Here is a 22410-nt window from a genome sequence, read left to right as displayed (position 1 = left end):
TCGCCAGGCTAGTCGTAGGCAGTCCAATTCGGGAGTTTCGAGAGTGAGGCAACACGATGGGGATCGGACAGGCGCTCGGGTTCGTCGGCGCGACGGTGGTACTGGTCGGGATGCCGGGGCCGAACAACATCTACATCTCGCTGCGCAGCCTGACCCAGGGGCGCCGCGCGGGCGTGGTCTCCGCGTTCGCCATCGAGACCGGGTCGGTGGTCTACATCCTGCTCGCGGCACTCGGGCTGGCCGCGGTCGTGCAGGCTTCACCACTGGTCTTCACCGTCATCTCGCTGGCCGGTGCGGCGTACCTGGCCTGGCTCGGTGTGCGGACGCTCCGCTCGAACGACTCGAGCGGAGTCGGCAGCATCAAGGTGACCACGCTCGGCCGGGTGTTCCGCGAAGGCGTCCTGGTCAACCTGCTGAACCCGAAGGCAGCGCTCTTCTTCCTTGCCTTCCTCCCCCAGTTCACCACCCGCGACGCCGGGACGGTCCAGGTCCGCAACGAAATGCTGCTGCTCGGCCTGGCCGTGCTCGCGATCGGGCTGTTGCTCGACCTCTGTTACGCGGTCGGTGCAGACGCCATCGGTCGTCGCTTCCGGACCGCCGGGCGGTTCAGCGGTCTTCGCAAGTACGTTGTCGCCGGCATCTACCTCACGATCGCCGCGGTCGCCGCGGCCGGCGTCCTCACCTAGTCAGGTCCTCGACGCTCAGGACTCCGTCGCGGAGCTCGATGGAGAGCCTTCGCTCGCCGACCCGGACTCCGTCGAGGCGAAGCCGCTGCCAGGGCAGGTCGGCAGCCGGAGTGATGTCGAGGGTGCCGGCCGGGACGTTCGGTTCGATGCCCAGGGCAGCGATCACCACGGCGATCGCCGAGGCCGCCGCCCATGCTTGCGGACGACAGGACAACGGGTACGGCGTGGGCTTGGTCTCCTGCTCGCTGCCTTCGCCCCCGTAGAGCTCCGGCAGCCGGTACTCGAAGGCCTCGGCGGCATCGACCAGCCCGCGCGCGTACGACGTCGCGGCCGCGGCGTGACCCGAGGCGTACAGACCCTGCACGGCCATCGCGGTGTCGTGCGGCCAGACGCTGCCGGTGTGGTAGCCGAGCGGGTTGAACCGAGTCATTGCCTTTGACAACGTTCTGAGACCGAAGCCGCTGTCCAGGTCCGGGTCGGCCAGCACCTTCGCGACCGCTGCTTCCTCGGCCCCGTCCAGGATGCCGGTGCCGAGCAGGTGCCCCATGTTCGAGGCGGCACCGGCGACCGGGCGCTTCGCGCCGTCGAGCGCGATCGCCGGATAGCCGTCGATCCAGAAACTCTCCCGGAACCGCTCTTTGAGTTGTGCGGCCCAGCCTCGCCAGGTCTCGCCGCCGTCCAGTCCGAAGGCCTCCAGCAACTCGGCACCGGCGACCGCCGCGGCGTACGCGTAGCCCTGCACCTCGCAGAGCGCGATCGGCGCGTCGGCCAGCGTGCCGTCAGGCCATTGGACCGAGTCGCGAGAGTCCTTCCAGCCCTGGTTGGCCAGGCCGTGACCGGACTCGTCGATGTATTCGAGGAAGCCGTCGCCATCGGGATCCGCGAAGTCCCGCATCCAGGCGAGCGCCCCCTGAAGATTCGGGAGCAACACCCGTACTTCGTCCGCCGGCATCCCCCAGCGCCACGCCTTGTGCAAGGTGGTGATCCAGAGCTGGGTCGCGTCGTGCGTTCCGTAGTACGCCGCCGGAAGCACGAGCCCTCCCCCATGGTCGGCGACCTCGGAGCGCAACTCGTGCGGGATCTTGCCGGGCTGCTCGGCCGAACTGGGATCGACCCGACTGCCCTGGTACGCCGCCAACGCGCGCAATGTGCCGGCTGCCAACTGCGGGTCGACGGGGAGCACCATGCCGGAGGAGATCAGTGAGTCGCGGCCGAAGAGGGTCAGGTACCAAGGCGGTCCGGCGCCGAGGTAGCGCTCTCCCCCATCGGCGGACAACTGCAGGCCGGCCAGATCGGCCAGCGACCGGCGTACCCACCGCTCGACTCGCCGGTCGTCGCACTCGAGCTCGACGTCGTCGTACGACGGCCTGGTGGTCGGCGGCTCGATGGCGAAGGCGTCAGCGGCCGGGAAGCTCGCGGTCAACCTGAGCGTCACCGTTGTTTCCTGTCCCGGCTCGACCTTCAACCTCCAGCTCTGGTTGAGGCTTGGGGCCGGGGTGAAGGTGGCTCGCACTCGCAGGCCGCGGCCGTCGTCCCACTGCAGGCCATCGGCGTCGGTGACCGGCTCGACGACCGGCAGGTCGGCGGCGGCTCCGCTGCGCACCGCCGCGGTACCGGCAAGATCCGTGCCCAGGGCAATCATCAGTTCGCAGTCGACGGTGTCGTGCGAGTGGTTCACCAGGGTGATCCGCTCGGTCATGCCCTCGCCGTCCACCCGGCGGGTACGCCGCAGCGTCACCGTCGGGTCGTGACCCACGACGTTGAGGCCGTCGAGCACAGCGCCGTACCGGGTGGTGCCGGCCGCGGGCTCGTCGACCAGGACCGGGGTCGGTGGCCGGCCGTCGACGGTCACCTCCAGCCGGGAGAGGATGCGGCGGTCCCGGGCGTAGACACCCTCGGCTCCGGTGCCGGTGAGCTGCCCCGATCGCGGCGACAGCACCACCCAGGGAGCGGCGAGCGTGGTGACGAGATCGTGAAGGTCAGGCATAGCTCCACCCTAAGACTGCCGATGTACGGCAGAGTGGCAGGTGTGAACAGCGTTGCGACTCTCCTGGTCGGGGTGGCGATCTTCGTCGGCATCCTCGGCATCGTCATCCCGGTACTGCCCGGTGCCATCCTCAGCCTGGCGGCGATCCTGGTCTGGGCGCTGGAGGTGCAGAGCCCGACCGGCTGGTCCGTGCTGGCCGCCGCCGTGGTGCTGATCGGGGCCAGCCAGGTGGTGAAGTACATCGTGCCGGAGCGGCGGCTGCGCGAGTCCGGCGTGCCGAGACGGTCGATGTTCGTCGGCGTCGTGCTCGGCATCGTCGGCTTCTTCGTGATCCCGGTGGTCGGCATGTTCGTCGGCTTCCCGGTCGGCGTCTACCTGGCCGAGCGGCACCGCCTCGGCGGTCACGACGCGGCGTGGACGTCGACCAAACACGCCCTGCGCGCGACCGGGCTGTCGATCCTGATCGAGTTCATCGGTACGTCGCTGGCGGCCGCCGTCTGGCTGTTCGCCGTGCTCTTCCTGGTCTGACCCCGGGTCGCCTGAATCCCGGGTTGCCAGGATTTTGCCAGGTTCGGCGCAGGCTGGTCTCAGGTCCAGCAGGGATCTTGGGATCACCAGCACCAGGTGACCCGCTTGGTGCGCAGTACCGGGAGGCAGTACACGCATGGCGTCGAACCAGAAGCTCACCGACAAACGCTGGCGAGTGGCCGGCACGATCGCGGCGGTAGTGGTCACCACCGGGGCCGGTGGCGTCGCCTGGGCGACCACCAACGCCGATCCGACCCCGACCCCGTCCGCCTCACCCTCCGCACCCAACTCGGCCGAGCCGGCGAAGCCCGGCGGTCCTGGTGGCCTCGGCCGGCACGGCGCGTTCGGCTTCAAGGGCGCGCTGCACGGCGAGTTCACGGTGGAGAAGGAGGGTGGCGGCTACCAGACCGTGGCGACCCAGAAGGGCGAGGTGACCGCGGTCAGCAAGGACGCGATCACCGTGAAGAGCGCCGACGGCTACACCAAGGAGTACGTCGTCACCGCCGACACCCTGGTCAACGCGACCCGGGACGGAATCGCCAGCATCAAGACCGGCAACACCGTGATGGTGGCGGCGACCGTGGCCGACGGCAAGGCAACGGCCGCCACGATCAGCGACGGGACACAGCGCAAGGCGGCGCACGAGAAGTGGGGTTTCAAGGGCCCGCGCTGATCCGGGGCGGACACTCACAGCGGATTGCCAGGAACCTCCCAGGCGATGGCAGGGTGCGGGCGTAAGACTGGAACCATGAGCCCGCACCTGCTGGTCGTCGACGACGAACCGAACATCGTCGAACTGCTGTCCGCGAGTCTGCGCTTCGCCGGGTACGACGTGACCACGGCCACGCACGGCGCCGAGGCGCTGCGCAAGGCGCGGGAGGTGGAACCCGACCTGGTCGTGCTGGACGTGATGATGCCCGGCCTGGACGGGTTCGAGGTGGTCCGCCGGCTGCGCGGTGAGGACCGGCACGTACCGGTGCTGTTCCTCACCGCGCGCGACGCCGTCGAGGACAAGGTCCTCGGCCTGCAGACCGGCGGTGACGACTACGTGACCAAGCCGTTCAGCCTGGACGAGCTGGTTGCCCGGGTCCGCGCCCTGTTGCGCCGCTCCGGCCATCGCGAGCAGGCCGCGACAGAGCCCGCAGTACTGCGGTATGCCGACCTCGAGCTGAACGAGGACTCCTACGAGGTGTTCAAGGCGGGTGAGGCGGTGCAGCTCTCGCTGACCGAGTTCAAGCTGTTGCGCTGCCTGCTGGAGAACGCGGAACGGGTGATGTCCAAGGGCCAGATCCTCTCGGCCGTCTGGAACTACGACTTCGCGGGCGACGCCGGCGTGGTCGAGTCGTACATGTCCTACCTGCGCCGCAAGGTCGACACCGGCGACCAGAAACTCCTCCACACAGTCCGCGGGGTCGGCTACGTCCTCCGCACTCCCCGAGGCCCGAACGGATGAACGGCCACCGTCGCTTCACCGAGCGCTACCCGTTGCGGATCACCATCGTCCTGGTGCTCCTCACGCTGGTGACGGCGGCGCTGCTCGCGTCGGGTCTGGTCGCGACGACGATCATGCGCGGCTACCTGATCGACCGGGTGGACACCCAGCTGCAGACCACGGCCAAGGACCTGGCCAAGCCCAAAGGCGCCTGGCAGGGACCGGTTCTCGACGGCCGGGGCCCAAGGCTTCCCAGCCCCTTCATCGCCCAGGCCTTCGATCCGGCCGGCACCCGGTTCAAAGGGCCGATCCAGCAGCGGCTGAAACCGTCAGCGGTGCAGCCGGTCCTGCCGTCGCTGACCCTGGCGCAGGTCGTGGGCCGCGACGGGGAGCCGTTCGACGTACCGGCGTCGTCGGGTAGTGAGACCTTCCGGGTGGTGGCGGTTCCGTTCGCCAACGGCGACGGCTATGTGATGGTGGCGCAGAGCCTCGGCGACATCAGCCAGACGATCCGGCGGCTGGTCGGAGTACAGATTGCCGCGGGCATCATCTTGCTGGTGTTGCTGGCGGGGGTGGGGACCTATGTTGTGCGGCGGAGTTTGCGGGGGCTTGAGGATGTTGAGCACACGGCGGTGGCTATAGCGGGTGGGGATCTGAGTCGGCGGGTGCCGCAGCGGGATCCGCGGACCGAGGTGGGGCGGTTGTCGCTGGCGATCAACCAGATGCTCGGGCAGATCGAGGGGGCGTTCGCGCAGCGGACCGCTTCGGAGTTCGCGGCCCGCCGGTCCGAGGATGCGGCGCGCCGGTCGGAGGAGAACGCGCGGCAGTCGGAGGAGCGGATGCGGCGGTTCATCGCCGACGCGAGTCACGAGCTGCGGACGCCCTTGACCTCGATCCGCGGGTTCGCGGAGCTGACCCGGCAGCAGGGCGCCGCGGCCGATCCGGCCACGATGAAGCGGATCGAGGACGAGGCCAAGCGGATGGGCTTGCTGGTCGACGACCTGCTGCTGCTCGCGCGACTCGACCAGCAGCGTCCGCTTCAGCGCCAGCCGGTGGATCTCCTGACGCTCGCGGGCGACTCGGTGCACGACGTACAGGCTGTTCAGCCTGGGCGTGAGGTCAAGCTCAGGATCCTGCCGGATTCCGGCGCGCCGGTCGTCAATGGCGATGAGGCGCGGCTGCGGCAGGTGCTCGGCAATCTGGTCAGCAACGCTCTCCATCACACTCCGGTCGATGCACCGATCACCATCTCGGTCGGCACTCGCGACGGCCTGGCGGTGGTCGAGGTGGCGGACACCGGTCCTGGTCTGAGCCACGAGCAGAAGGCCCGGGTGTTCGAGCGCTTCTACCGAGCCGACTCGGCGCGCACCCGTTCCACCGGCGGGTCCGGCCTCGGGCTGTCGATCGTTGCCGCGTTGGTCGCGGCGCACAACGGCAAGGTGACCGTGACCGACACGCCCGGCCACGGCGCCACCTTCACCGTCCACCTGCCCCTGGCGGACTAGCCGTCAGACGGCCAGCCTGCGCGCCTTCACCGTGCTGTCGCGACGGGTGAGCTGCTTCCCGTCGATGACCTGCTCACGCTCGTGTTCACGGCTGACCAGGATCTCCCAGCGGCCGTCGTCCAGCCCGACATCGGCGATCACCTCGGCCGGCGTCGGGAAATGGATGTCGGCGTGGTCCGCGTGCTTCTCCACGTCAGGGAAGCCCAGGTGTCCCTCGATCAGGAGGATGCCACCCGGCGCCACCAGCTCGGCCGCCGCGCGGAGGATCGCCTCACGCGGAAGCTCAGCCAGCGAGTGCAGGAACTGCGCCGACACCAGGTCGAAGGTCCCCTCCGGCAACGACTTCCCGAGATCGTGCTGCTGCCAATCGACCCGGTCGGCAACGCCGGCCTCCTCGGCATGCTGCGCCGCGCGGGCGAGAGCAACCGACGAGACGTCCACGCCGGTCACGCGCCACCCCTGCTGGGCAAGCCAGATCGCGTCGGCGCCCTCCCCACATCCGAGGTCGAGGGCCGTTCCCGGCGTCAGGCCCTCGACCTCTCCGACCAGTTCCACATTGGGCTTCCCGCTCCAGATCTGCGAAGTCTCGCTGTAGCGGGCGTTCCAGTACTCTTCAGCGGCTCTGTTGTCGACAGTCATGTCCTCAGCATCGGCCGAGCTTCCAGGTCCGACAAACTTTGTTGCCGTTCCGGCAAAGCTAGGCCGGCTGGATGTTGTGGTTGGCCGAGAACAGGTTGGCCGGGTCGTACTGCGCCTTGACCGCCGCGAGCCGCTGGTAGGTCTCGGTCGGGTAGACCGCAGCGACATCCGCCTCGGTGATGGTCCCGAGGAAGTTGCCGTAGGCGCCGCTGACGTGCGGTGCAAGCCGGTCCCAGAGGACGTCCAGCGACGGCTTGCCCGCGGCGATGGCCGGCGGCGGGCCGACCAGGTTCGTCACGAACATCAACGCCGCCTGGCGATGCGCGTACGCCGTTGCGTCTGCCGGCACCCGCGAGACCGCTCCCCCGACGCTTCGGACGGAGATGATCGGGGGGCGTTCCGATCGCCCGGCCTCGGCCAGTTGCCGGAGTACCTCAGGCACCGAGTCCTGGTTCACGAAACCGCTGCGGGCGACGAACTGGATGCCCGGTGGCGGGACCATGCCCTCCTCGAGAATCTCCGGGTAGGCCTTCAGGGTGACGTCGTCCTCGAGCACCGTGCCGAGTGCGCGGAGTGGGTCGATCGCCGCCGCGGCGAGGTCGGCGTCATCGCCGTCGAAGGCGAGGTGGACCTCGACCGGCGCCTCCCGGCCGCCGGCGAACGGGTTGGCGAAGCTCACGATCGAGGTGAGCTCCTCGGGCGCGGTCCGCAGGTAGTCGGCCCAGCCCGGGAGCACGGTGGCCAACTCGGCCGCCGGGAAGGTGAGCTTCCCGAAGTACACGTCGGTGGTCGGATGCGCCGCGAACTCGAAGGCGGTCACGATCCCGAAGTTGCCGCCACCCCCACGGATGGCCCAGAACAGGTCGGCGTTCTCCTCCGCGCTCGCCCGCACCACCTCGGAGGCAGCGGTGACGATCTCGACGGCGACCAGGTTGTCCAGCGCAAGGCCGTACTTCCTGACCTTCCAGCCGATGCCGCCGCCCAGGGTCAGCCCGCCGACACCGACCGTCTTGGTGTCACCCGAGGAGATGGCCAGGTTGTGCGGGGCCAGTGCGGCCGCGACCTGTCCCCAGATGGCGCCACCACCGATCCGTACGACGTGCCGCTCCTTGTCGATCACCTCGACACTCGCGAGGCCACGCAGATCGATCACCACGCCGTCCTCGTTGGTACCGAACCCCGGGAAGCTGTGGCCGCCGCCGCGCACGGACAGCTTCAGCCCGCTCTCGACCGCGAACCTGACGGCTGCTTGCACGTCCGCAACGCTCGCCGGCCGCAGTACGCAGACCGGGGTCCCCAGAGCCAGGACCGCTCGGCTGGCTGCTTCGTACTCCGCCGCGCCCGGCTCGATGATGTCGCCGCCGAAGCCGGGGCGAAGTGTTTCCAGCGCTGAACTCATGACTTCCTTCCACACAGGACAGATGCAGGTCTCTTCAAGGTCTTCATGGGTCTGACGGAACGGAGCCGCCAGATGTGACACGACCGGGAAGATTCACCGCGAGGATCAGCCGAACAGGGCTGCCACCAGGGCGAGATCCACGGGCGCCGGCGTGAGACGGTAACCCGCGGGAGGCTCGGCAGCCAGCAGATTTCGGACCAGGAAGTCCCACTTCCGGCGGTTCACGTGGTGCTCGTAGCCGAAGAAGATGTGTTCCGCTCCGGGCACGACGACCAGGTCGAAATCCTTGTCGGCGGCAATCAACCGGTCCACCAGCCGGAGCGTGTGGTGCGGATTCACACTGGTGTCGAGACCGCCGTGGACCAACAGCAGCTTGCCCTCGATCCGGTCCACCACCGCGCCGTTGTCCGACTCGGCGTAGTCGCGCTCGCCCGCCGGGCCGTCGTACGCCTCGACCCACGCCTGGCTGAACACCCGGTTGTCGTGGTTGCCCGCCTCCGCCACGCCGACCCGGTAGAAGTCGGGGAAGTCGGCCAGCGCCCGAACCGTGGCGAACCCGCCGCCGGACTGGCCGAAGATGCCGACCCGGTCGAGATCCATCCACGGCCGCGTGGCCGCGAGTTCACGGATGCCCGCAACGTGGTCCTCCAGGCTGCCCGCGCGGTCGTATCGCCGGTACGTCGCGTCGTGGAACGCCTTGCTCCGCCCCGGATTGCCGCGCCCTTCGATCACCACGGCGACGAACCCGAGCGCGGCCATCGACTCGACCTCGACGCCGTAGAGCCCCGGGTCGTAGGTCGGGACCAGCCGGCCCTGGTGCGGACCGGGGTACGGGTGATCGACGATCGGGTAACGCTTGGTGGGGTCGAACCCGTGCGGCTTGTAGAGCAGGCCGTAGACGTCCGTCGTGCCGTCGGCCGACTTCACGCGGAATTCTTCGGGCGGGTTCCAGCCGGTGGCGAGCAGTTTCGAGGGGTCGGCTGTTTCGAGGTCGACGAGCACCTGCCCGTCCCAGCCGCGGACGGTGATCGTCGGCGGCTGCGCGGTGGTCGAGGCGGAGTCGACGAAGTACTGCTCGTTCTCCGGCACGGTGACGACGTGGTCGAGCTCGTCATCGGTGATCCGCGCAAAGCCGGTCCCGTCCAGGCCGATCCGGCAGACGGTCCTGCGATAGGGGTTCGAGGCAACCAATCCGGTGGCGACGAAGTAGACCGATCGGGTGGCCTCGTCGACCCGGAGGATCTGCTGGACGGCCCACTCCCCCTGGGTGACCTGGTTGCGGAGTTCGCCGGCGGCGTCGTACAGGTAGAGGTGTCCCCAGCCGTCGCGCTGCGAGTACCAGAGGATGCCGTCGTCGATGATCTTGACCATCGGGGCCTGACCGAAGCCCTGGGCCGGCTCGACGCGGGTCTCACCCGTCTCGGTCAGCAACGTGGTCACCTCGCCGGTGACGGGATTGAGCCGTCGCAGGCTCAGGGCGTGCAGGCCCCGCGGTTGCTGGAGGAAGTAGACGGCATCACCGGCTTCGGACCACCACGCCCACTTGATCAGCAGCGGCGACAGATCGCCCATCGCAAACGGCTCGGACCTCACCGTAGTACCGGCGTTCACATCCAGTACGACGTACTCCGCCATGGGCAGCTGCTCGTCACCCGGGTAGGGCAAGCGCTGGCTGTAGAGGCTGGGCTCGTCCGTCGTCACGTCGATCATGTGAACCGTGCGGACCGCGCGCTGGTCGAGTTGGTGGGTCAGCACCTTCGTCGAGTCGGGCGACCAGGCGACGGACGCCGGGAGGTGCGGGATGCCCAGCTTCTTCAGCAGCACGTCCGGCGAGAACGGCGCCGTGCCGTACTCGTGGTCTTCGGCTCCATCGGTGGTCAACGGACGCTCAGATCCGTCGGCCAGCGAGCGCAACCAGAGATCGTGGCCGCGACGGAACACCTCGTGCTTGCGGTCGGGCGAGACGACGGCAAGGAAGTCGCCCGAGCCGACTGTCTCCGCTGGCTCGGTGGTGATCTCACGCGTGCCGGCCAACGGATCCACCAGAACGCTCTCCGGGTTGCCCGCCCGCTCGGTCTCGTAGCGGAGCCGGGCGCCGCCGTCGATCCACTGCGGGGTGACCACGGCGTTCTGCACGAGCTGCGGGCGGTTGTGGCGGAGGAACTGCTCGGCGGTCTGGTAGACGGAGGCTGCGAGCTGGTCGGTCATCAGCGGAATCCCTTTGATTTGTTGGGGTTTGTCAGTGCGCGTCGGTGACGAGGGCGCGGTCGTCGCTCTGCTCCGTCGGAGCGTCGGTCTTGCGGTCGCGGAGCAGGACGAAGGCCAGCACCGCGGAGCCCAGTACTGCGATCGCTCCGGCGAGGAAGCTGCTCGACATGGCCTCGGCGAAGGCGACTCGGGCGGACTGCGCGAGCCCGGCGTCGCCGGTACTGGCGGCGATGGCCAGCGCTTCGCCGATCGACTCGCGAGCACCGGAGGGAGTGCCCTCCGGCATCTTCGCCGTGAAGTTGCCGGCCAGGACGCTGCCGAGGATCGCGACTCCGAGAGCCGCGCCGGACTGCTGGAGAGTGTCGTTGAGAGCAGAGCCGACACCGGCGTGCTCGTGCGGAACGGCGCCCATCAATGCCGCGGTTGCGGCCGGCTGGGCCAGACCTCCACCGATGCCGAACAGTGCGAGCGCGATCGTCACCATGCCGAAGCCGTCGTCGGCGCCGAGCGTGGACAGGAACAGGAAGCCACCAGCGAGAACGACCAGTCCCGCGGCGGTCATCGGCCGGTTGCCGATCTTCTGACCCAGCGTCGCGCCGATCCCGTTGACCAGGATCACCGCGATGGCCATCGGCGCCAGCGCCAGACCGGCCTTGGTCGGGGTGTAGCCGAGCACGAACTGCAGGTACTGCGTCAGCGCCAGCACCAGGCCGCCGTTGCCGATCTGGACGAGCAGCAGCGACAGGCTGCCACCGGAGAAGTTGCGATCACGGAACAGGTTGAGCGGGACCATCGGTACCGGGGTATGCAGCTCCCAGGCGACGAACCCGGCCAGGCCGACGAGGGCGACCGCGAGCATGGGCCAGTCGACGCCGCGGTTCGGTACCTCGATGATCACCCAGACCAGCGCGACGAGGCCGACCATCGAGAGGATCGCACCGAGCGGGTCGGGTTTGCGCCACGGGCCCTTCGACTCCGGCATCCAGATCATCGCCGCGGCGATCGCGAGCGCGGCCACCGGCACGTTGATCAGGAACACCGAACCCCACCAGAAGTGCGCGATCAGGGCGCCACCCATGATCGGCCCACCGATCAGGCCGACCATCAGCACCGAGCTCCAGATCGCCAGCGCCTTGCGTCGTTCCTCGTCGTCGAAGACCGTGATCAGGATCGACAGCGTGCTCGGCATCACCACCGCTCCCCCGATGCCCATCAGTACCCGGCCCGCGATCAGCGTCTCCGGGCTGTTCGCGTAGGTGGCGAGCAGCGAGGCGGCGCCGAAGATCGCCAGGCCGACGATCATCACCTTCTTGCGTCCGTAGCGATCGGACAGGCTGCCCGCGGTGAGCAGCAGGCCGGCGAAGACCAGGATGTAGCTCGCGATGATCCACTGGATCTCCTGGGCGGTGGCGCCCAGGTCCTCGGTCAGCGACGGGATCGCGACGGTGAGCACACCGTTGTCGAGCACCAGGACGAGCGTGCTCAGGCAGAGCACGATCAGGATCAGCCAGCGACGCGGATGACGACCAGTCATCACGCACCTCCTCAGGTGGGGTTGTTATTGAACGGTGTGCAGCTTGCTTGAACAGTGTGCATGCGACTTGAACGCCGGTCAACTCCTGCACGCTGTTCATGAAATGCGGTAGGCTGGCGCCCTGATTACTCAGAGGAGGCGTGATGGCGGAGGAATTCGCATCGGTCTGGACCCGGCCGAAGCGCAGGCGCCGGGAACAACCCGCGCTCAGCCAGGAGCAGATCGTCGCCGAGGCGATCAAGCTGCTCGACGCGGACGGGCTGGAGGCGCTCAGCATGCGCCGGCTCGGCGCCGCTCTGGGCGCGGTCGCCACCGCCGTCTACTGGCACGTCGCGAACAAGGAGGAGCTGATGGAGCTCGTGATCGACCACGTGTACGGCGAACTGGAGATCGCCGAGCTCAGCAACTCCGAGGAGTGGCGACAGGGTGCGACCGACTTCGCCCACAGCTTCCGCGCCATGATCCTGCGCCACCCCTGGATGGGCTCCACCCTCGCCGATGTGGGCGTCACCTACTTCGGCCCGAACGTGCTCCGGATGTCGGACAGCATGCTGGCGCTGTACGAAGCCGCCGGCTTCGACCTGCTCGAGGCCAACCAGGCCTCCACCGCCGTGCTCGCCTACGTCGTGGGCATCGCCTCCACCGAGGCAGCCACGCTCAGCAAGATCAAACGCAGCGGCATGTCCGCCACCGACTGGATGACCAGCGTCTGGCCGGCCGCGGAGCAGGCAGCCGAGCCGTACCCCCGAGTCAAGGCTTTGTACGCCGCCCACAGCGCCACAGAAACCGCCGACAACGGAGACGAGACCTTCTACTACGGCCTGGCCCGAGTCCTCGACGGCCTGGAAGCCCGGCTGGCCACTCAGCGCTGACCTCAGCTAGCGCAGCAGAAGGGTTCGTTCCAGCAGGGTCCATGCCGTCGTTGTCAGGAGGTAGAGGCCGGCGGCGAGTGGGATGAAAGCTGCGGTGATCAGCGTGCCGTACGGCAGGAAACGTGCCAGTTTCCGCGCCATCGGAGTCGCCGTTTCGTCGAGGAGACGGAGCTGGCGGCGGGAGGAGAAGTAGGCGACTACCGCGAGGACCAGTGCCAGTCCCAGGTACGCCGGGGTCGAGGCGAACAGCGGCCAGTGGATGCCGAGCGGGGCGCCGAAGATTGTTCCCGCGAGCAGTTGATTCGCCTGGCCGGCCACGATCGTGGTGCTGAACAGCGTGTACAGGACCCAGAAGAACGGCAGCTGGGCGAACATCGGCAGGCAGCCCGCCAGCAGAGTGGTCCCGGACTCCGCCTGGAGCTTCGCCACCTCGCGCTGGACCCGTTCAGGATCCTTGCCGTGGCGCTCGTTGATCTTGCGGATCTCCGGCAGCAAAGTTGCCCGGGACTTCTCGCCGCGGATCGCGGCCAGGCTCAGTGGGAGGAGCAGGAGGCGGACGGCGATCGTGCAGAGGACGATCGCCACAGCAGCGGCAGAGACGCCGGTGAGAGGTTCGATCGTCGTGGCGATTCCGTTGACGAGGTAGTAGGCAGCGCTGATCGGCGCGTCGAGAAAAGCAGGCATGGCGAAACTCCACGAGTGCGGAAGGGATGGGGCAGCGAGGAAACTCGCTACCGTCCCGGTGCTCGTGGGCGTGCCCGGCCGGCGGCGTCAGGATCGCGGAGCTGGAGGTACGCAGTACGGCGGGAGTTCGCGCGGGTCGCGCTGGCTCGCGCCGGCAACGGCGAGGCGAGCGGACGGTGCGCCGCAGTACTGGAGAGCTGGACGACGGCAAACAAAACGGCCGCCGCCGTGAGAACGGCGGCGGCCAGCAGACCGGAGTCCGGACCGAGGGCGGGCAGGGCCGTCGAGACGGCGGCCGCTACCTTCCCCAGCATGTCGATCAGTCTAGATAGTCACGCAAGACCTGCGAGCGCGACGGGTGTCGCAGCTTCGACATCGTCTTCGACTCGATCTGGCGGATCCGCTCGCGAGTCACGCCGTAGACCTTGCCGATCTCGTCCAGCGTCTTCGGCTGGCCGTCGGTCAGGCCGAAGCGCATCGAGACCACGCCGGCCTCCCGCTCGGACAGCGTGTCCAGGACCGCGTGCAACTGCTCCTGGAGCAAGGTGAACGAGACGGCCTCGGCCGGCACGATCGCCTCGGAGTCCTCGATCAGGTCGCCGAACTCGGAGTCGCCGTCCTCACCCAGCGGGGTGTGCAGCGAAATCGGCTCGCGACCGTACTTCTGCACCTCGATGACCTTCTCCGGGGTCATGTCGAGCTCCTTGGCGAGCTCTTCCGGAGTGGGTTCGCGGCCCAGGTCCTGCAGCATCTGGCGCTGGACGCGGGCCAGCTTGTTGATGACCTCGACCATGTGCACCGGGATCCGGATGGTGCGGGCCTGGTCGGCCATCGCGCGGGTGATCGCCTGCCGGATCCACCAGGTGGCGTAGGTCGAGAACTTGTAGCCCTTGGTGTAGTCGAACTTCTCGACCGCGCGGATCAGACCGAGGTTGCCCTCCTGGATCAGGTCCAGGAACAGCATGCCGCGGCCGGTGTAGCGCTTGGCCAGCGAGACGACCAGTCGCAGGTTGGCCTCGAGCAGGTGGTTCTTCGCCCGGCGGCCGTCCTCCGAGATCCACTCGTACTCGTCCTTGACCTTCTCCTTGAGCTTGGTCTCGGCGTCGGAGATCTGCTCCTCGGCGAACAGGCCGGCCTCGATCCGCTTGGCGAGCTCGACCTCCTGCTCCGCGTTCAGCAGCGGAACCTTGCCGATCTGCTTCAGGTAGTCCTTGACGGGGTCGGCTGTCGCGCCGGCCACCATCACCTGCTGCTCGGGCTCGTCGGTCTCGTCGGCCTCGGAGACGATGAAGCCCTGGTCCTCGGTGAGTTCCTTCTCCAGGGGCTTCACGGCCTCCGGCTGGAAGTCCGACTCGTCGACCTCGTCGAGCGCACGCGGCTTACCGGTCTTCGGGTCGATCGACAGACCCGCCTCGGACACGGCCTTCTTCGCCGGCGCCTTCTTCGCGGCGGCCTTCTTCGCGGGAATACCGTCCTCCTTGGTGGACACAGCAGCCTTCTTGGCGGCGGGAGCAGCAGCCTTCTTCACGGTAGCCTTCTTGGCGGCAGGGTCATCGACCCGGGCGCTGGTCCTGGGAGCCGTGCTGCGGGCGGTGGCGGCCACGACCCGGGGGGACTCGGCGGGAAGGTTCTCGGACGAGCTGGACGACACGAATTACCTCTCGTCTGACGATTCAGTCTGCAGGGTTACTGGTACTGCGTTACGACGTTACTGTGGTGCTGGTGGTGCCCCTCGACACATGAGTTGGGTACCTCGAACCGGGGGCCACTTCGCTGGTCAGGCGGCAGCAACACTCCATTGTAATCCGCGGACCAAGCCCAACCCTTCCGCGACCCCCTTCACGGCGTGCCTACCGGTACCAGTCCACCGTTCGCACTGGTACCGGCATGGCTCTACAAATGCTGACCCCCACCCACCGCCCCGGTCAGGCGATTCAGTGCTCAACTGTTCCTGGTCTGCCGCAGCGGCCTGGCCACGACCCGCTTCTCGACCTGCTGTTCCTGCTTGAACTGTCTCACCTTCACCAGTGACGCCACGTCGATCACGTCCGCGACCGACTTGTACGCACCGTCCTCGCCGTACGGCTCGGACGCCTCGCGCCAGCCGCGCGGTCGGACCTTGAGCTGCTTGCCGAGCAGCGCGACGAAGATCTTCGCCTTCTGCGCGCCGAACCCGGGCAGGGCCGACAACCTGGCCAGCAGGTCGTCCCCACTCTTCACATCGGCCCAGACGGCCGAGGCGTTACCGCCGTACTCCTCGTCCAGGTGCTTGGCCAGCGTCTGGATCCGGGCCGCCATCGCGGTCGGGAACCGGTGCACCGCGGGCGGGCCGGCCACCACCTCGACGAACCCGTCGGGGTCGTAGGCGGCCACCGTGGACGGATCGAACGGGCCGTCCATTCGTTGCGCGATCGCAACCGGACCGGCGAACGCGCGCTCCATCGGGATCTGCTGGTCGAGCAGCATGCCGACCAGCAACGCGAACGGGTCTCTGCTCAGCATCTCGTCGGCGTCGGGCTGCTGTGCGAGGCACAGCTTCCTGCTGCGTGTCGAAGTCACCTCAGTCCTCCCCATTTTCGGTCAGCACAGCGTCGGCCTTCACGGCCAGCACGGGACACGGGGCCTCCAGCAGCACCCGCTGGGCGTTGCTGCCGAGAATGAGCTTGCCGACCGGGGACCGGCGCCGCAGACCGATCACGATGAACTCCGCGTGCACCTGCTCGGCGACGGCCACCAGGTCCTCCGCCGGATCGAGTCCACGCACCAGTTGCCGTACCTCGTACGGCACGCCGGTCGAGTCGAGCTGCTCCCGTACCTCCGTCAACGCGGCGTCACTCGCCTCGGCCTCGTCGCTGTCGAAGCTGCGTCCACCCCGATGCGAGTTCACCACCACCAGCTTGGCGTCGCGCAGCTTCGCCTCCTCTGCCGCCCGCCGCAGTGCCGCGCGACCTTCCGCCTTCGGCACATAACCCACGACGATGGTCGTCATCGACTTGCCTCACCTCCGGGTGTCCATCACCTGAAACGGTCGACCCGTTCCGAACGATACTGCCCTGAACCCACTCCGGCATCTGTGGAAATGCACGATCTGTGTCGCGACCGTGACGCTTGGGCGATTGCGCCCGCAACATGGCCGTCCCGCCGTCGTGCCAACAGGTCACCGTCCCCCGACGGTTCACGACTGCATACCCGCCCTGTCGCGGTCTAACCGTCGTGGCGGACACCTTTGCAGGGTTGGGACCCGGCGCGCCAGCCCCCTGTACGCCGTTGCCTTGGGCAAGGGCGTGCTGTTCCGCCGGGCTGACCCCGGTTCCGGCGCTGTCCTTCGTTGTCTGCAGTGAGTTACGCGGTTAACCGAACCCGGGGCGGACGATCAGTCGATCGGCCACTCGTGCACCGGCGTGTTGTCGTGCATGTGGTCGCGGTACCTGCTCAGCATCCCGCGCAACGCGTCGCGGCGGCCGTGGGATCCCTTGGTATACAGCCGGTGGAACTCGTCGGCCTGCCAGGAGGCGCCGTTGCGGTTGGTCAGGCAGCGCTGCTCGATGATGCCGAGCAGCCGGTCGCGGACCGCCGGAGCGACTCCCCAGGCGTCCAGGCCGCGGGATGCCATCGGCAACAGGCGGCGCAGGACCAGCTCGGTGGCGCGCACGGTGCCTACTCCGGGCCAGAAGACCTCGGCGTCGATGCCCTGCCGGGCCGCCTCGTGGAAGTTCTCCTCCGCGGCACTGAACGACATCTGCGACCAGATCGGCCGTTCGTCGTCGGCCAGCGCCCGGACCAGGCCGAAGTAGAAGGCGCCGTTGGCCATCGTGTCGACGACCGTCGGGCCGGCCGGCAGCACGCGGTTCTCCACCCGCAGGTGAGGCTTCTCCCGGACAACGTCGTACACCGGGCGGTTCCAGCGGTAGATCGTCCCGTTGTGCAGCCGCAACTCCGACAGGGCCGGGGTGTCGCCGCGGTCCAGGACGGCGATCGGATCCTCGTCGGAGGTGACCGGCAGCAAGGCCGGGTAGTACCGCGAGTTCTCCTCGAACAGGTCGAAGATCGAGGTGATCCAGCGTTCGCCGAACCAGACCCGCGGCCGGACGCCCTGGGTCTTCAGCTCATGGGTGCGGGTGTCGGCGGCCTGCTCGAACAGCGCGATCCGGGTCTCCCGCATCAGCTCCTTGCCGAACAGGAACGGTGAGTTCGCGCCGATCGCGAGCTGTACTCCGGAGATCGCCTGGGCCGCGTTCCAGTACCGCGGGAACGCCTCCGGCGTGACCTGCAGGTGGAACTGCGTCGACGTACAGGCGGCTTCGGGGACGATGCTGTCGGCGGTGACCTGGAGCCGCTCGATCCCGTCGATGGCGATCTGCACGTCCTCGCCCCGGGCCTGGAACACCTGGTCGTTCAGCAACGTGTAGCGCGGGTTCGCGCTGATCGCCTCGCGGTTGATGTGCTCGCGCATCAGCGTGGGCAGGATGCCGATCGTCACCATCGTCGAGCCGGTCCGGGCGGCCTTCTCGTCGGCCGCGTTCAGGCTCGCGCGGATCGCGGCCTCCATCTTCTCCAGCCCGTCACCGTCGATCTGGCCCGGGGGCACGTTGATCTCGATGTTGAACTGGCCCAGCTCGGTCTGGAACGCGTCGTCCTCGATCGCCTTCAGCACCTCGGCGTTCTTGAACGCCGGGTCACACGCCTCGTCGACCAGGTTCAGCTCGATCTCGATCCCGGTCATCGGGCGTTCGGCCTCGAACCTGGCCTCGCGCAGCATCCGCGCGAACGCGTCCAGGTTGCGATGGACCTGATCGCGGAACGCGGTCCGGTCCGCCCGGGTGAACTCGACCCGGTCGACTTCCTCGCCCATCAGCGCCTCCCCTGTCGGGTTACTTGCCTCAGTCTGCCCGAACCACGCCCGCCGTGTGGGCGTGGTCGCGTCGCAGCTCACCAGCTGGTACCCCGGTCCGCCCGGTCACAACGGCTCCCCGCCGGCCGAGAGCGGAAAGACGATGAAGTCGTCCCGGACGATCCGTTGCGGCGTATCCCCTGCGGCGGCGAGAACGTCGGCGAGCTCGGTCAGTACTGCGGGGTCCAGCTGCAACGCGTGCTCGCCTGGATGCCGGTCGGCCCCCATGGCGAAGTCGATTCCGGGCTGGTCGGTCAGCTCGATGTGCGCACCGAGCACCAGTTCCACCGGATTGCCCGCGGCAACAAAGTCGGTCAGCCGCGCGATGCTCGCCCGGAAGGCGGGCCAGTCGACGACGTACAACCGTCCCGGGTACAGGGAGTCGCCGGTGAGCAGCAACCGTGTCGAGCGGTCGTACACGGCGATATCCGAGGCGTGGTGCCCCGGAATCGGGATCAGGTCGAGCACTCGGTCCCCCAGGTCGAACTGCACGATCTGCTCCGGCCACCCGGTGATACCGAAGTACTGCGCAACCTCTTCGGCCGACTTGCCCACCACGGTGTCGAACTGCCCATCGCCGCCGACGTGGTCCCGGTGTCCATGAGTGTGCGCGACGACCAGCTCCACCTCACGGCCGGCCAGCAGCTTGTCCACGACCGCCCGAAGGTCGATGTCACCGGTGCCGGTGTCGAGCAACAAAGCTCGCTCCGAGCCGATCAGGAGATAGCTGAACGGGCCCTCGAAGTTGGTGTGCAGGGCTTGCCGGATGATCACCGTGCGGTCGTCGTACCAGTGGAGCTGGTGGTCCGGGCTCGCGGCGGTCGTGCCGTCGTCCCAGACGGGGAAGGCTGTCATCGGCCGATCATCTCAGCCGGGGAAGGTTGTGCCGGGCGGGAATTGTCGGTGCGGCCGGGGAGACTTGGGTGGTGCGCAACGATCCGTCCATCCTGCATGTCGACCTGGATGCGTTCTTCGCAGCCGTCGAGCAGCGGGACAAGCCCTCGCTGCGTGGGAAGCCGGTGGTTGTGGGCGGCATCGGGCTGCGTGGCGTCGTCTCGACGGCGTCGTACGAGGCCCGCAGGTACGGCGTCCGGTCGGCGATGTCGACCGCCGAGGCGCGCTCGCGGTGCCCGCACGCGGCGTACCTCGGGACGCGGTTCGAGGTCTATCGGGCGACCAGTCAGGCGGTGATGGCGCAGATGCGGGCCCTGTCGCCGCTGGTCGAGCCGCTCTCCCTGGACGAGGCCTTCGTGGATCTTGCCGCCGCGGGGCTGAGCAACCTGACCGTGGACGACGTCGAAGCCATCTCGAACGACCTCAAGGCGGCGATCAAGGAAGCGAGCGGCGGCCTGACTGCCTCGGTCGGCGCCGGTACGTCGAAGCTGGTCGCGAAGATCGCCAGTGATCTCGACAAGCCCGACGGGGTGGTCGTCGTACCGGCCGGCACCGAGGCGGAGTTTCTCGCCCCGATGCAGGTGACCGTGATTCCCGGGGTCGGTCCGGCGACCGCGCAGCGGCTCAGCATGGCCGGGGTGCGCACGGTGGGCGACCTCCAGCAACTCGACCTCGACGAGCTGGTCCGGCAGGTCGGTTCGGCCCACGGATCGAGCCTGTACCGGCTGGCGACCGCCTCCGACGACCGGGCGGTGGTCAGCGACCGGGAGACCAAGTCGGTCAGCGTCGAGGACACCTTCGAGACCGACATCATCGACCGGTCGCTGCTCTCGGCCATCGGCGACCGGATGGCGCACCGCGTCGCGGAGCGGCTCCAGAAGGCCCAGTTGTCCGGCCGGACGGTGACGGTGAAGACGCGGATGCACGACTTCACCACGCACACCCGCTCGTCCACGCTGGCCGGGCCGACCGACGATCCCCGGGTGATCGCCCGGGTGGCCAGACGCCTGCTCGAGGACAGCGACATCTCCGGCGGCATCAGGTTGCTCGGCGTCGGCGTCTCGTCCCTGGCCGACTGGATCCAGGACGATCTGTTCACCGAGTCCGAGGACGAGGAGCTGCCGGTCGAGGTCGTCGAGCTGCCGGAGCGGAGCCGGGACCGGCCGGCCGGCTACTACCCCGGCCAGGATGTGGTGCACACGCAGTACGGCGAAGGCTGGGTCTGGGGGTCGGGCCGCGGCCGGGTCACGGTCCGATTCGAGACAGCGCAGACCCCGCCCGGTCCGGTCCGCACCTTCGCGGTCACCGACCCCGAGCTGACAAAACGGGTGCTCCACGTCACCGAGGACGACAAATTGGCCGAAACCAGCCAAGATGGGACGAATGAGTGACGTCCGCGGCGGGATCTACCCGTTCTGTCGAGCCTGTACCGCGTCGTCGACGGCCTGGCGCGCGCCCGACGCGATGAACAGGCTGAGCGGCGTCGGCAGCCGTTTCTACGGCCATCGGGACGTCTGCGCCGACTGCGGATCGTCCGTCCGCACGCTCTACTCGACCTTCCTGCTCATCCCGGTCGCGCGCCGCGGGCGGTTCCGGATCATCAGGACCGGCGGCCGCAGCTACGTCGGCCGCCGGCTGCTCGAGGGGCCCGCCGCGGTGCCCGAGCCGGCGCACGAGCCGCCGATCTCGGACTTGAAGAACCACCCGGAGCTGGTCGACTCGACGTACGAGCAGGCCGAGGCGCAGTGGACCGCCGGCGACTCGGCCAATGCGCTGCCGCTGTACAAGGCGTCGCTCGCGTCCTGCGAGAAGGTGCTGAAGGCCGATGATCCGGCGACGCTCAAGGTCCGGCTCCGGGTCGCGCAGGCGTTGCTCGCGACCGGTGACTACGGCTCGGCGATCGGGTGGTTCGAGCTCATCACCCCGCAGCTGACCCGTGTGTACGGCGCCGAGCACGACCTGACCCGCGACGCGGTCGAAGGCGTGACCGGTGCCCAGCTGATGGTGGGCGGACCGCGGGCCGAGGCGAAGCTGCTGTCCGAGTTGCTCGAGCAGGACGAGAAGTCGCTCGGCCGCTACAACGCGAAGGTACTGCGAACCCGCGCCGCGCTGGGCCGAGCGACGATGTTCACCGGCCGGCTCGGTGCCGCGGTGGAAATGCTGGACGCGACCCTTGCCGACAGCATCGAAAGTCTCGGCGCGGACCATCCCGACACCGAGACCTTCCGCGGTGTGCTTCTGGAAGCGTGCAAGGCCGCGGACACCCGAGGCAAGAAGAAGGATCGCGACCTGGCGACCGCCGCCCGCGACCGCTGGTCGCTACTGCCGAAGACGAACTGACAAACACGTCACGCAGCCTTCGAGCTTCTCGAACTCGCTGATGTCGACGATCACGGGCTGATAGCCGCGCTCGCGGAACAGCTCGGCGGACTTGGGTGCCGACGCCGCCATCAGCAGCCGGTCCTCCCCCAGCAACACGACATGCGCGCCGCCCTCCTCCGGTACGGCGAGGAACTTCGGAAAGGCAGCCGGGTCGTCGGTCAGCGGCTCGTACCCGATCACCGTGCCGTCCGGCAATGCGGTCACCGCCGACTTGAGATGCAGAACCTTGCGAACCGGTACTGCGATCACGTCAGCTCCGAGTGGCGCGAGGTGCTCCCGCAACTGGTCGATCCCGGACTGGTTGGTGCGGCCGCCGAGCCCGGCGTACACGGTGGTTCCGATCTTGAGGATGTCGCCGCCGTCCAGGGTTCCCGGTTCGGTGATGTGAGCGATCCGGTAGCCCTGCGCGGCCACGGCCTGCTCCGCCTCGGCGGCTTCCGGGCGTCGCTCGTCGGCCCCGGACCGGGCGATCACGGCCAGGTCGCCGAACACCACCATCGTGTCCTCGACGAACACGCCGTCGGGGCAGTCGTCGATCGGCGGGACCTCCACACAGTCCCAGCCGGCCTCGGCGAGCGCGTCGACGTACTGCTGCCACTGCCGTACTGCGAGGTCCGGGTCGACCGGGACGCGTTCGAGATGGGTCAGCAGGCCGTCGGCCAGACGTGGGCTGGGGCGGCGGACGAGTGCACGGGCAGTGGCCATTCCCGCAGGCTAACCCGGCCGTGAATGGGCTCGCCGGGCGCGGGTACCGGGGTCCGACAGTCTC

The 22410-nt window shown here is 68.5% G+C and carries 21 protein-coding genes; 8 read left to right on the top strand and 13 right to left on the bottom strand.

The features are described 5' to 3' along the window. The first annotated feature begins 56 nt into the window (after positions 1-56). Positions 57-686 carry a LysE family translocator gene (locus ACQPYM_RS20555; protein ID WP_433023052.1) on the top strand — a complete coding sequence of 210 codons (630 nt, stop codon included), beginning with the start codon at positions 57-59 and terminating at the stop codon, positions 684-686. On the opposite strand, the gene ACQPYM_RS20550 is transcribed toward ACQPYM_RS20555, so the two are convergent. After that, on the bottom strand, positions 679-2673 hold the full coding sequence (locus tag ACQPYM_RS20550; RefSeq protein WP_433023051.1) for an amylo-alpha-1,6-glucosidase: 1995 nt from the start codon (positions 2671-2673) through the stop codon (positions 679-681). The genes ACQPYM_RS20555 and ACQPYM_RS20550 overlap by 8 nt on opposite strands. A gap of 42 nt (positions 2674-2715) precedes the next feature. Here ACQPYM_RS20550 and ACQPYM_RS20545 point away from each other — a divergent pair, with 42 nt between their 5' ends. The 4 genes from ACQPYM_RS20545 to ACQPYM_RS20530 all read left to right on the top strand — a co-directional run bounded on the left by ACQPYM_RS20545 (position 2716) and on the right by ACQPYM_RS20530 (position 6138). After that, a complete protein-coding gene (locus tag ACQPYM_RS20545; RefSeq protein ID WP_433023049.1) occupies positions 2716-3201 on the top strand; it encodes a DUF456 domain-containing protein in 486 nt (161 codons plus the stop codon). 136 nt (positions 3202-3337) lie between these two features. Continuing rightward, positions 3338-3874 (top strand): hypothetical protein, encoded by a 537-nt coding sequence (locus tag ACQPYM_RS20540; protein ID WP_433023047.1) that lies wholly within the window; start codon positions 3338-3340, stop codon positions 3872-3874. 75 nt (positions 3875-3949) lie between these two features. Next, entirely contained in the window at positions 3950-4654 is a 705-nt protein-coding gene (locus ACQPYM_RS20535) for a response regulator transcription factor (protein ID WP_433023045.1), read from the top strand. Then, positions 4651-6138, top strand: a complete 1488-nt coding sequence (locus tag ACQPYM_RS20530) for a sensor histidine kinase (RefSeq protein WP_433023043.1) — start codon at positions 4651-4653, stop codon at positions 6136-6138. Before ACQPYM_RS20535 ends, ACQPYM_RS20530 begins: the two co-directional genes overlap by 4 nt. A 3-nt stretch (positions 6139-6141) precedes the next feature. On the opposite strand, the gene ACQPYM_RS20525 is transcribed toward ACQPYM_RS20530, so the two are convergent. The 4 genes from ACQPYM_RS20525 to ACQPYM_RS20510 form a co-directional block, all read right to left on the bottom strand. Beyond that, complete coding sequence (locus ACQPYM_RS20525) at positions 6142-6777, bottom strand: class I SAM-dependent methyltransferase (protein ID WP_433023041.1); 636 nt, start codon at positions 6775-6777, stop codon at positions 6142-6144. Between the two features lie 58 nt (positions 6778-6835). After that, positions 6836-8176 (bottom strand): FAD-binding oxidoreductase, encoded by a 1341-nt coding sequence (locus ACQPYM_RS20520; RefSeq protein ID WP_433023039.1) that lies wholly within the window; start codon positions 8174-8176, stop codon positions 6836-6838. A 105-nt stretch (positions 8177-8281) separates the two neighbouring features. Continuing rightward, positions 8282-10384, bottom strand: coding sequence for a DPP IV N-terminal domain-containing protein (locus ACQPYM_RS20515; protein WP_433023037.1), 2103 nt, complete (start codon positions 10382-10384; stop codon positions 8282-8284). 31 nt (positions 10385-10415) lie between these two features. Further along, entirely contained in the window at positions 10416-11918 is a 1503-nt protein-coding gene (locus ACQPYM_RS20510; RefSeq protein ID WP_433023035.1) for an MFS transporter, read from the bottom strand. 143 nt (positions 11919-12061) lie between these two features. Between ACQPYM_RS20510 and ACQPYM_RS20505 the strand changes: the two genes are divergently transcribed. Next, on the top strand, positions 12062-12790 hold the full coding sequence (locus ACQPYM_RS20505; protein WP_433023033.1) for a TetR/AcrR family transcriptional regulator: 729 nt from the start codon (positions 12062-12064) through the stop codon (positions 12788-12790). 6 nt (positions 12791-12796) lie between these two features. Here the strand turns inward: ACQPYM_RS20505 and ACQPYM_RS20500 are convergent, their stop codons facing one another. The 7 genes from ACQPYM_RS20500 to ACQPYM_RS20470 form a co-directional block, all read right to left on the bottom strand. Beyond that, entirely contained in the window at positions 12797-13474 is a 678-nt protein-coding gene (locus ACQPYM_RS20500) for a YidC/Oxa1 family membrane protein insertase (RefSeq protein WP_433023031.1), read from the bottom strand. Between the two features lie 47 nt (positions 13475-13521). Next, positions 13522-13788, bottom strand: coding sequence for a DUF6412 domain-containing protein (locus ACQPYM_RS20495; RefSeq protein ID WP_433023029.1), 267 nt, complete (start codon positions 13786-13788; stop codon positions 13522-13524). 5 nt (positions 13789-13793) lie between these two features. Further along, positions 13794-15125, bottom strand: coding sequence for an RNA polymerase sigma factor (locus ACQPYM_RS20490; RefSeq protein WP_433023027.1), 1332 nt, complete (start codon positions 15123-15125; stop codon positions 13794-13796). A gap of 290 nt (positions 15126-15415) precedes the next feature. Then, entirely contained in the window at positions 15416-16033 is a 618-nt protein-coding gene (locus ACQPYM_RS20485; RefSeq protein WP_360274277.1) for an HhH-GPD-type base excision DNA repair protein, read from the bottom strand. Between the two features lies 1 nt (position 16034). Beyond that, positions 16035-16463: a universal stress protein gene (locus ACQPYM_RS20480; RefSeq protein ID WP_433023025.1), complete on the bottom strand. Its 429-nt coding sequence runs from the start codon at positions 16461-16463 to the stop codon at positions 16035-16037. 384 nt (positions 16464-16847) lie between these two features. Next, positions 16848-18326, bottom strand: coding sequence for a glutamate--cysteine ligase (locus ACQPYM_RS20475; protein WP_433023024.1), 1479 nt, complete (start codon positions 18324-18326; stop codon positions 16848-16850). Between the two features lie 105 nt (positions 18327-18431). Next, positions 18432-19220, bottom strand: coding sequence for an MBL fold metallo-hydrolase (locus tag ACQPYM_RS20470; RefSeq protein WP_433023022.1), 789 nt, complete (start codon positions 19218-19220; stop codon positions 18432-18434). Between the two features lie 71 nt (positions 19221-19291). Between ACQPYM_RS20470 and ACQPYM_RS20465 the strand changes: the two genes are divergently transcribed. Both ACQPYM_RS20465 and ACQPYM_RS20460 read left to right on the top strand, forming a co-directional pair. Next, positions 19292-20650, top strand: a complete 1359-nt coding sequence (locus ACQPYM_RS20465) for a DNA polymerase IV (protein ID WP_433023020.1) — start codon at positions 19292-19294, stop codon at positions 20648-20650. Continuing rightward, positions 20643-21599, top strand: coding sequence for a tetratricopeptide repeat protein (locus ACQPYM_RS20460; RefSeq protein ID WP_433023018.1), 957 nt, complete (start codon positions 20643-20645; stop codon positions 21597-21599). The genes ACQPYM_RS20465 and ACQPYM_RS20460 overlap by 8 nt, the downstream gene beginning before the upstream one ends. Here ACQPYM_RS20460 and ddaH read toward each other — a convergent pair. Then, positions 21579-22346 carry a dimethylargininase gene (ddaH, locus tag ACQPYM_RS20455; RefSeq protein ID WP_433023016.1) on the bottom strand — a complete coding sequence of 256 codons (768 nt, stop codon included), beginning with the start codon at positions 22344-22346 and terminating at the stop codon, positions 21579-21581. The two genes, ACQPYM_RS20460 and ddaH, sit on opposite strands and share 21 nt — an antisense overlap. Positions 22347-22410 lie beyond the last annotated feature (64 nt).

It is taken from the genome of Kribbella sp. CA-294648, assembly GCF_050943845.1.
Lineage (GTDB): Bacteria > Actinomycetota > Actinomycetes > Propionibacteriales > Kribbellaceae > Kribbella.
The sequence above is the reverse complement of the archived record's forward strand: the minus strand, read 5'-3'. Positions and strand labels throughout refer to the sequence as shown.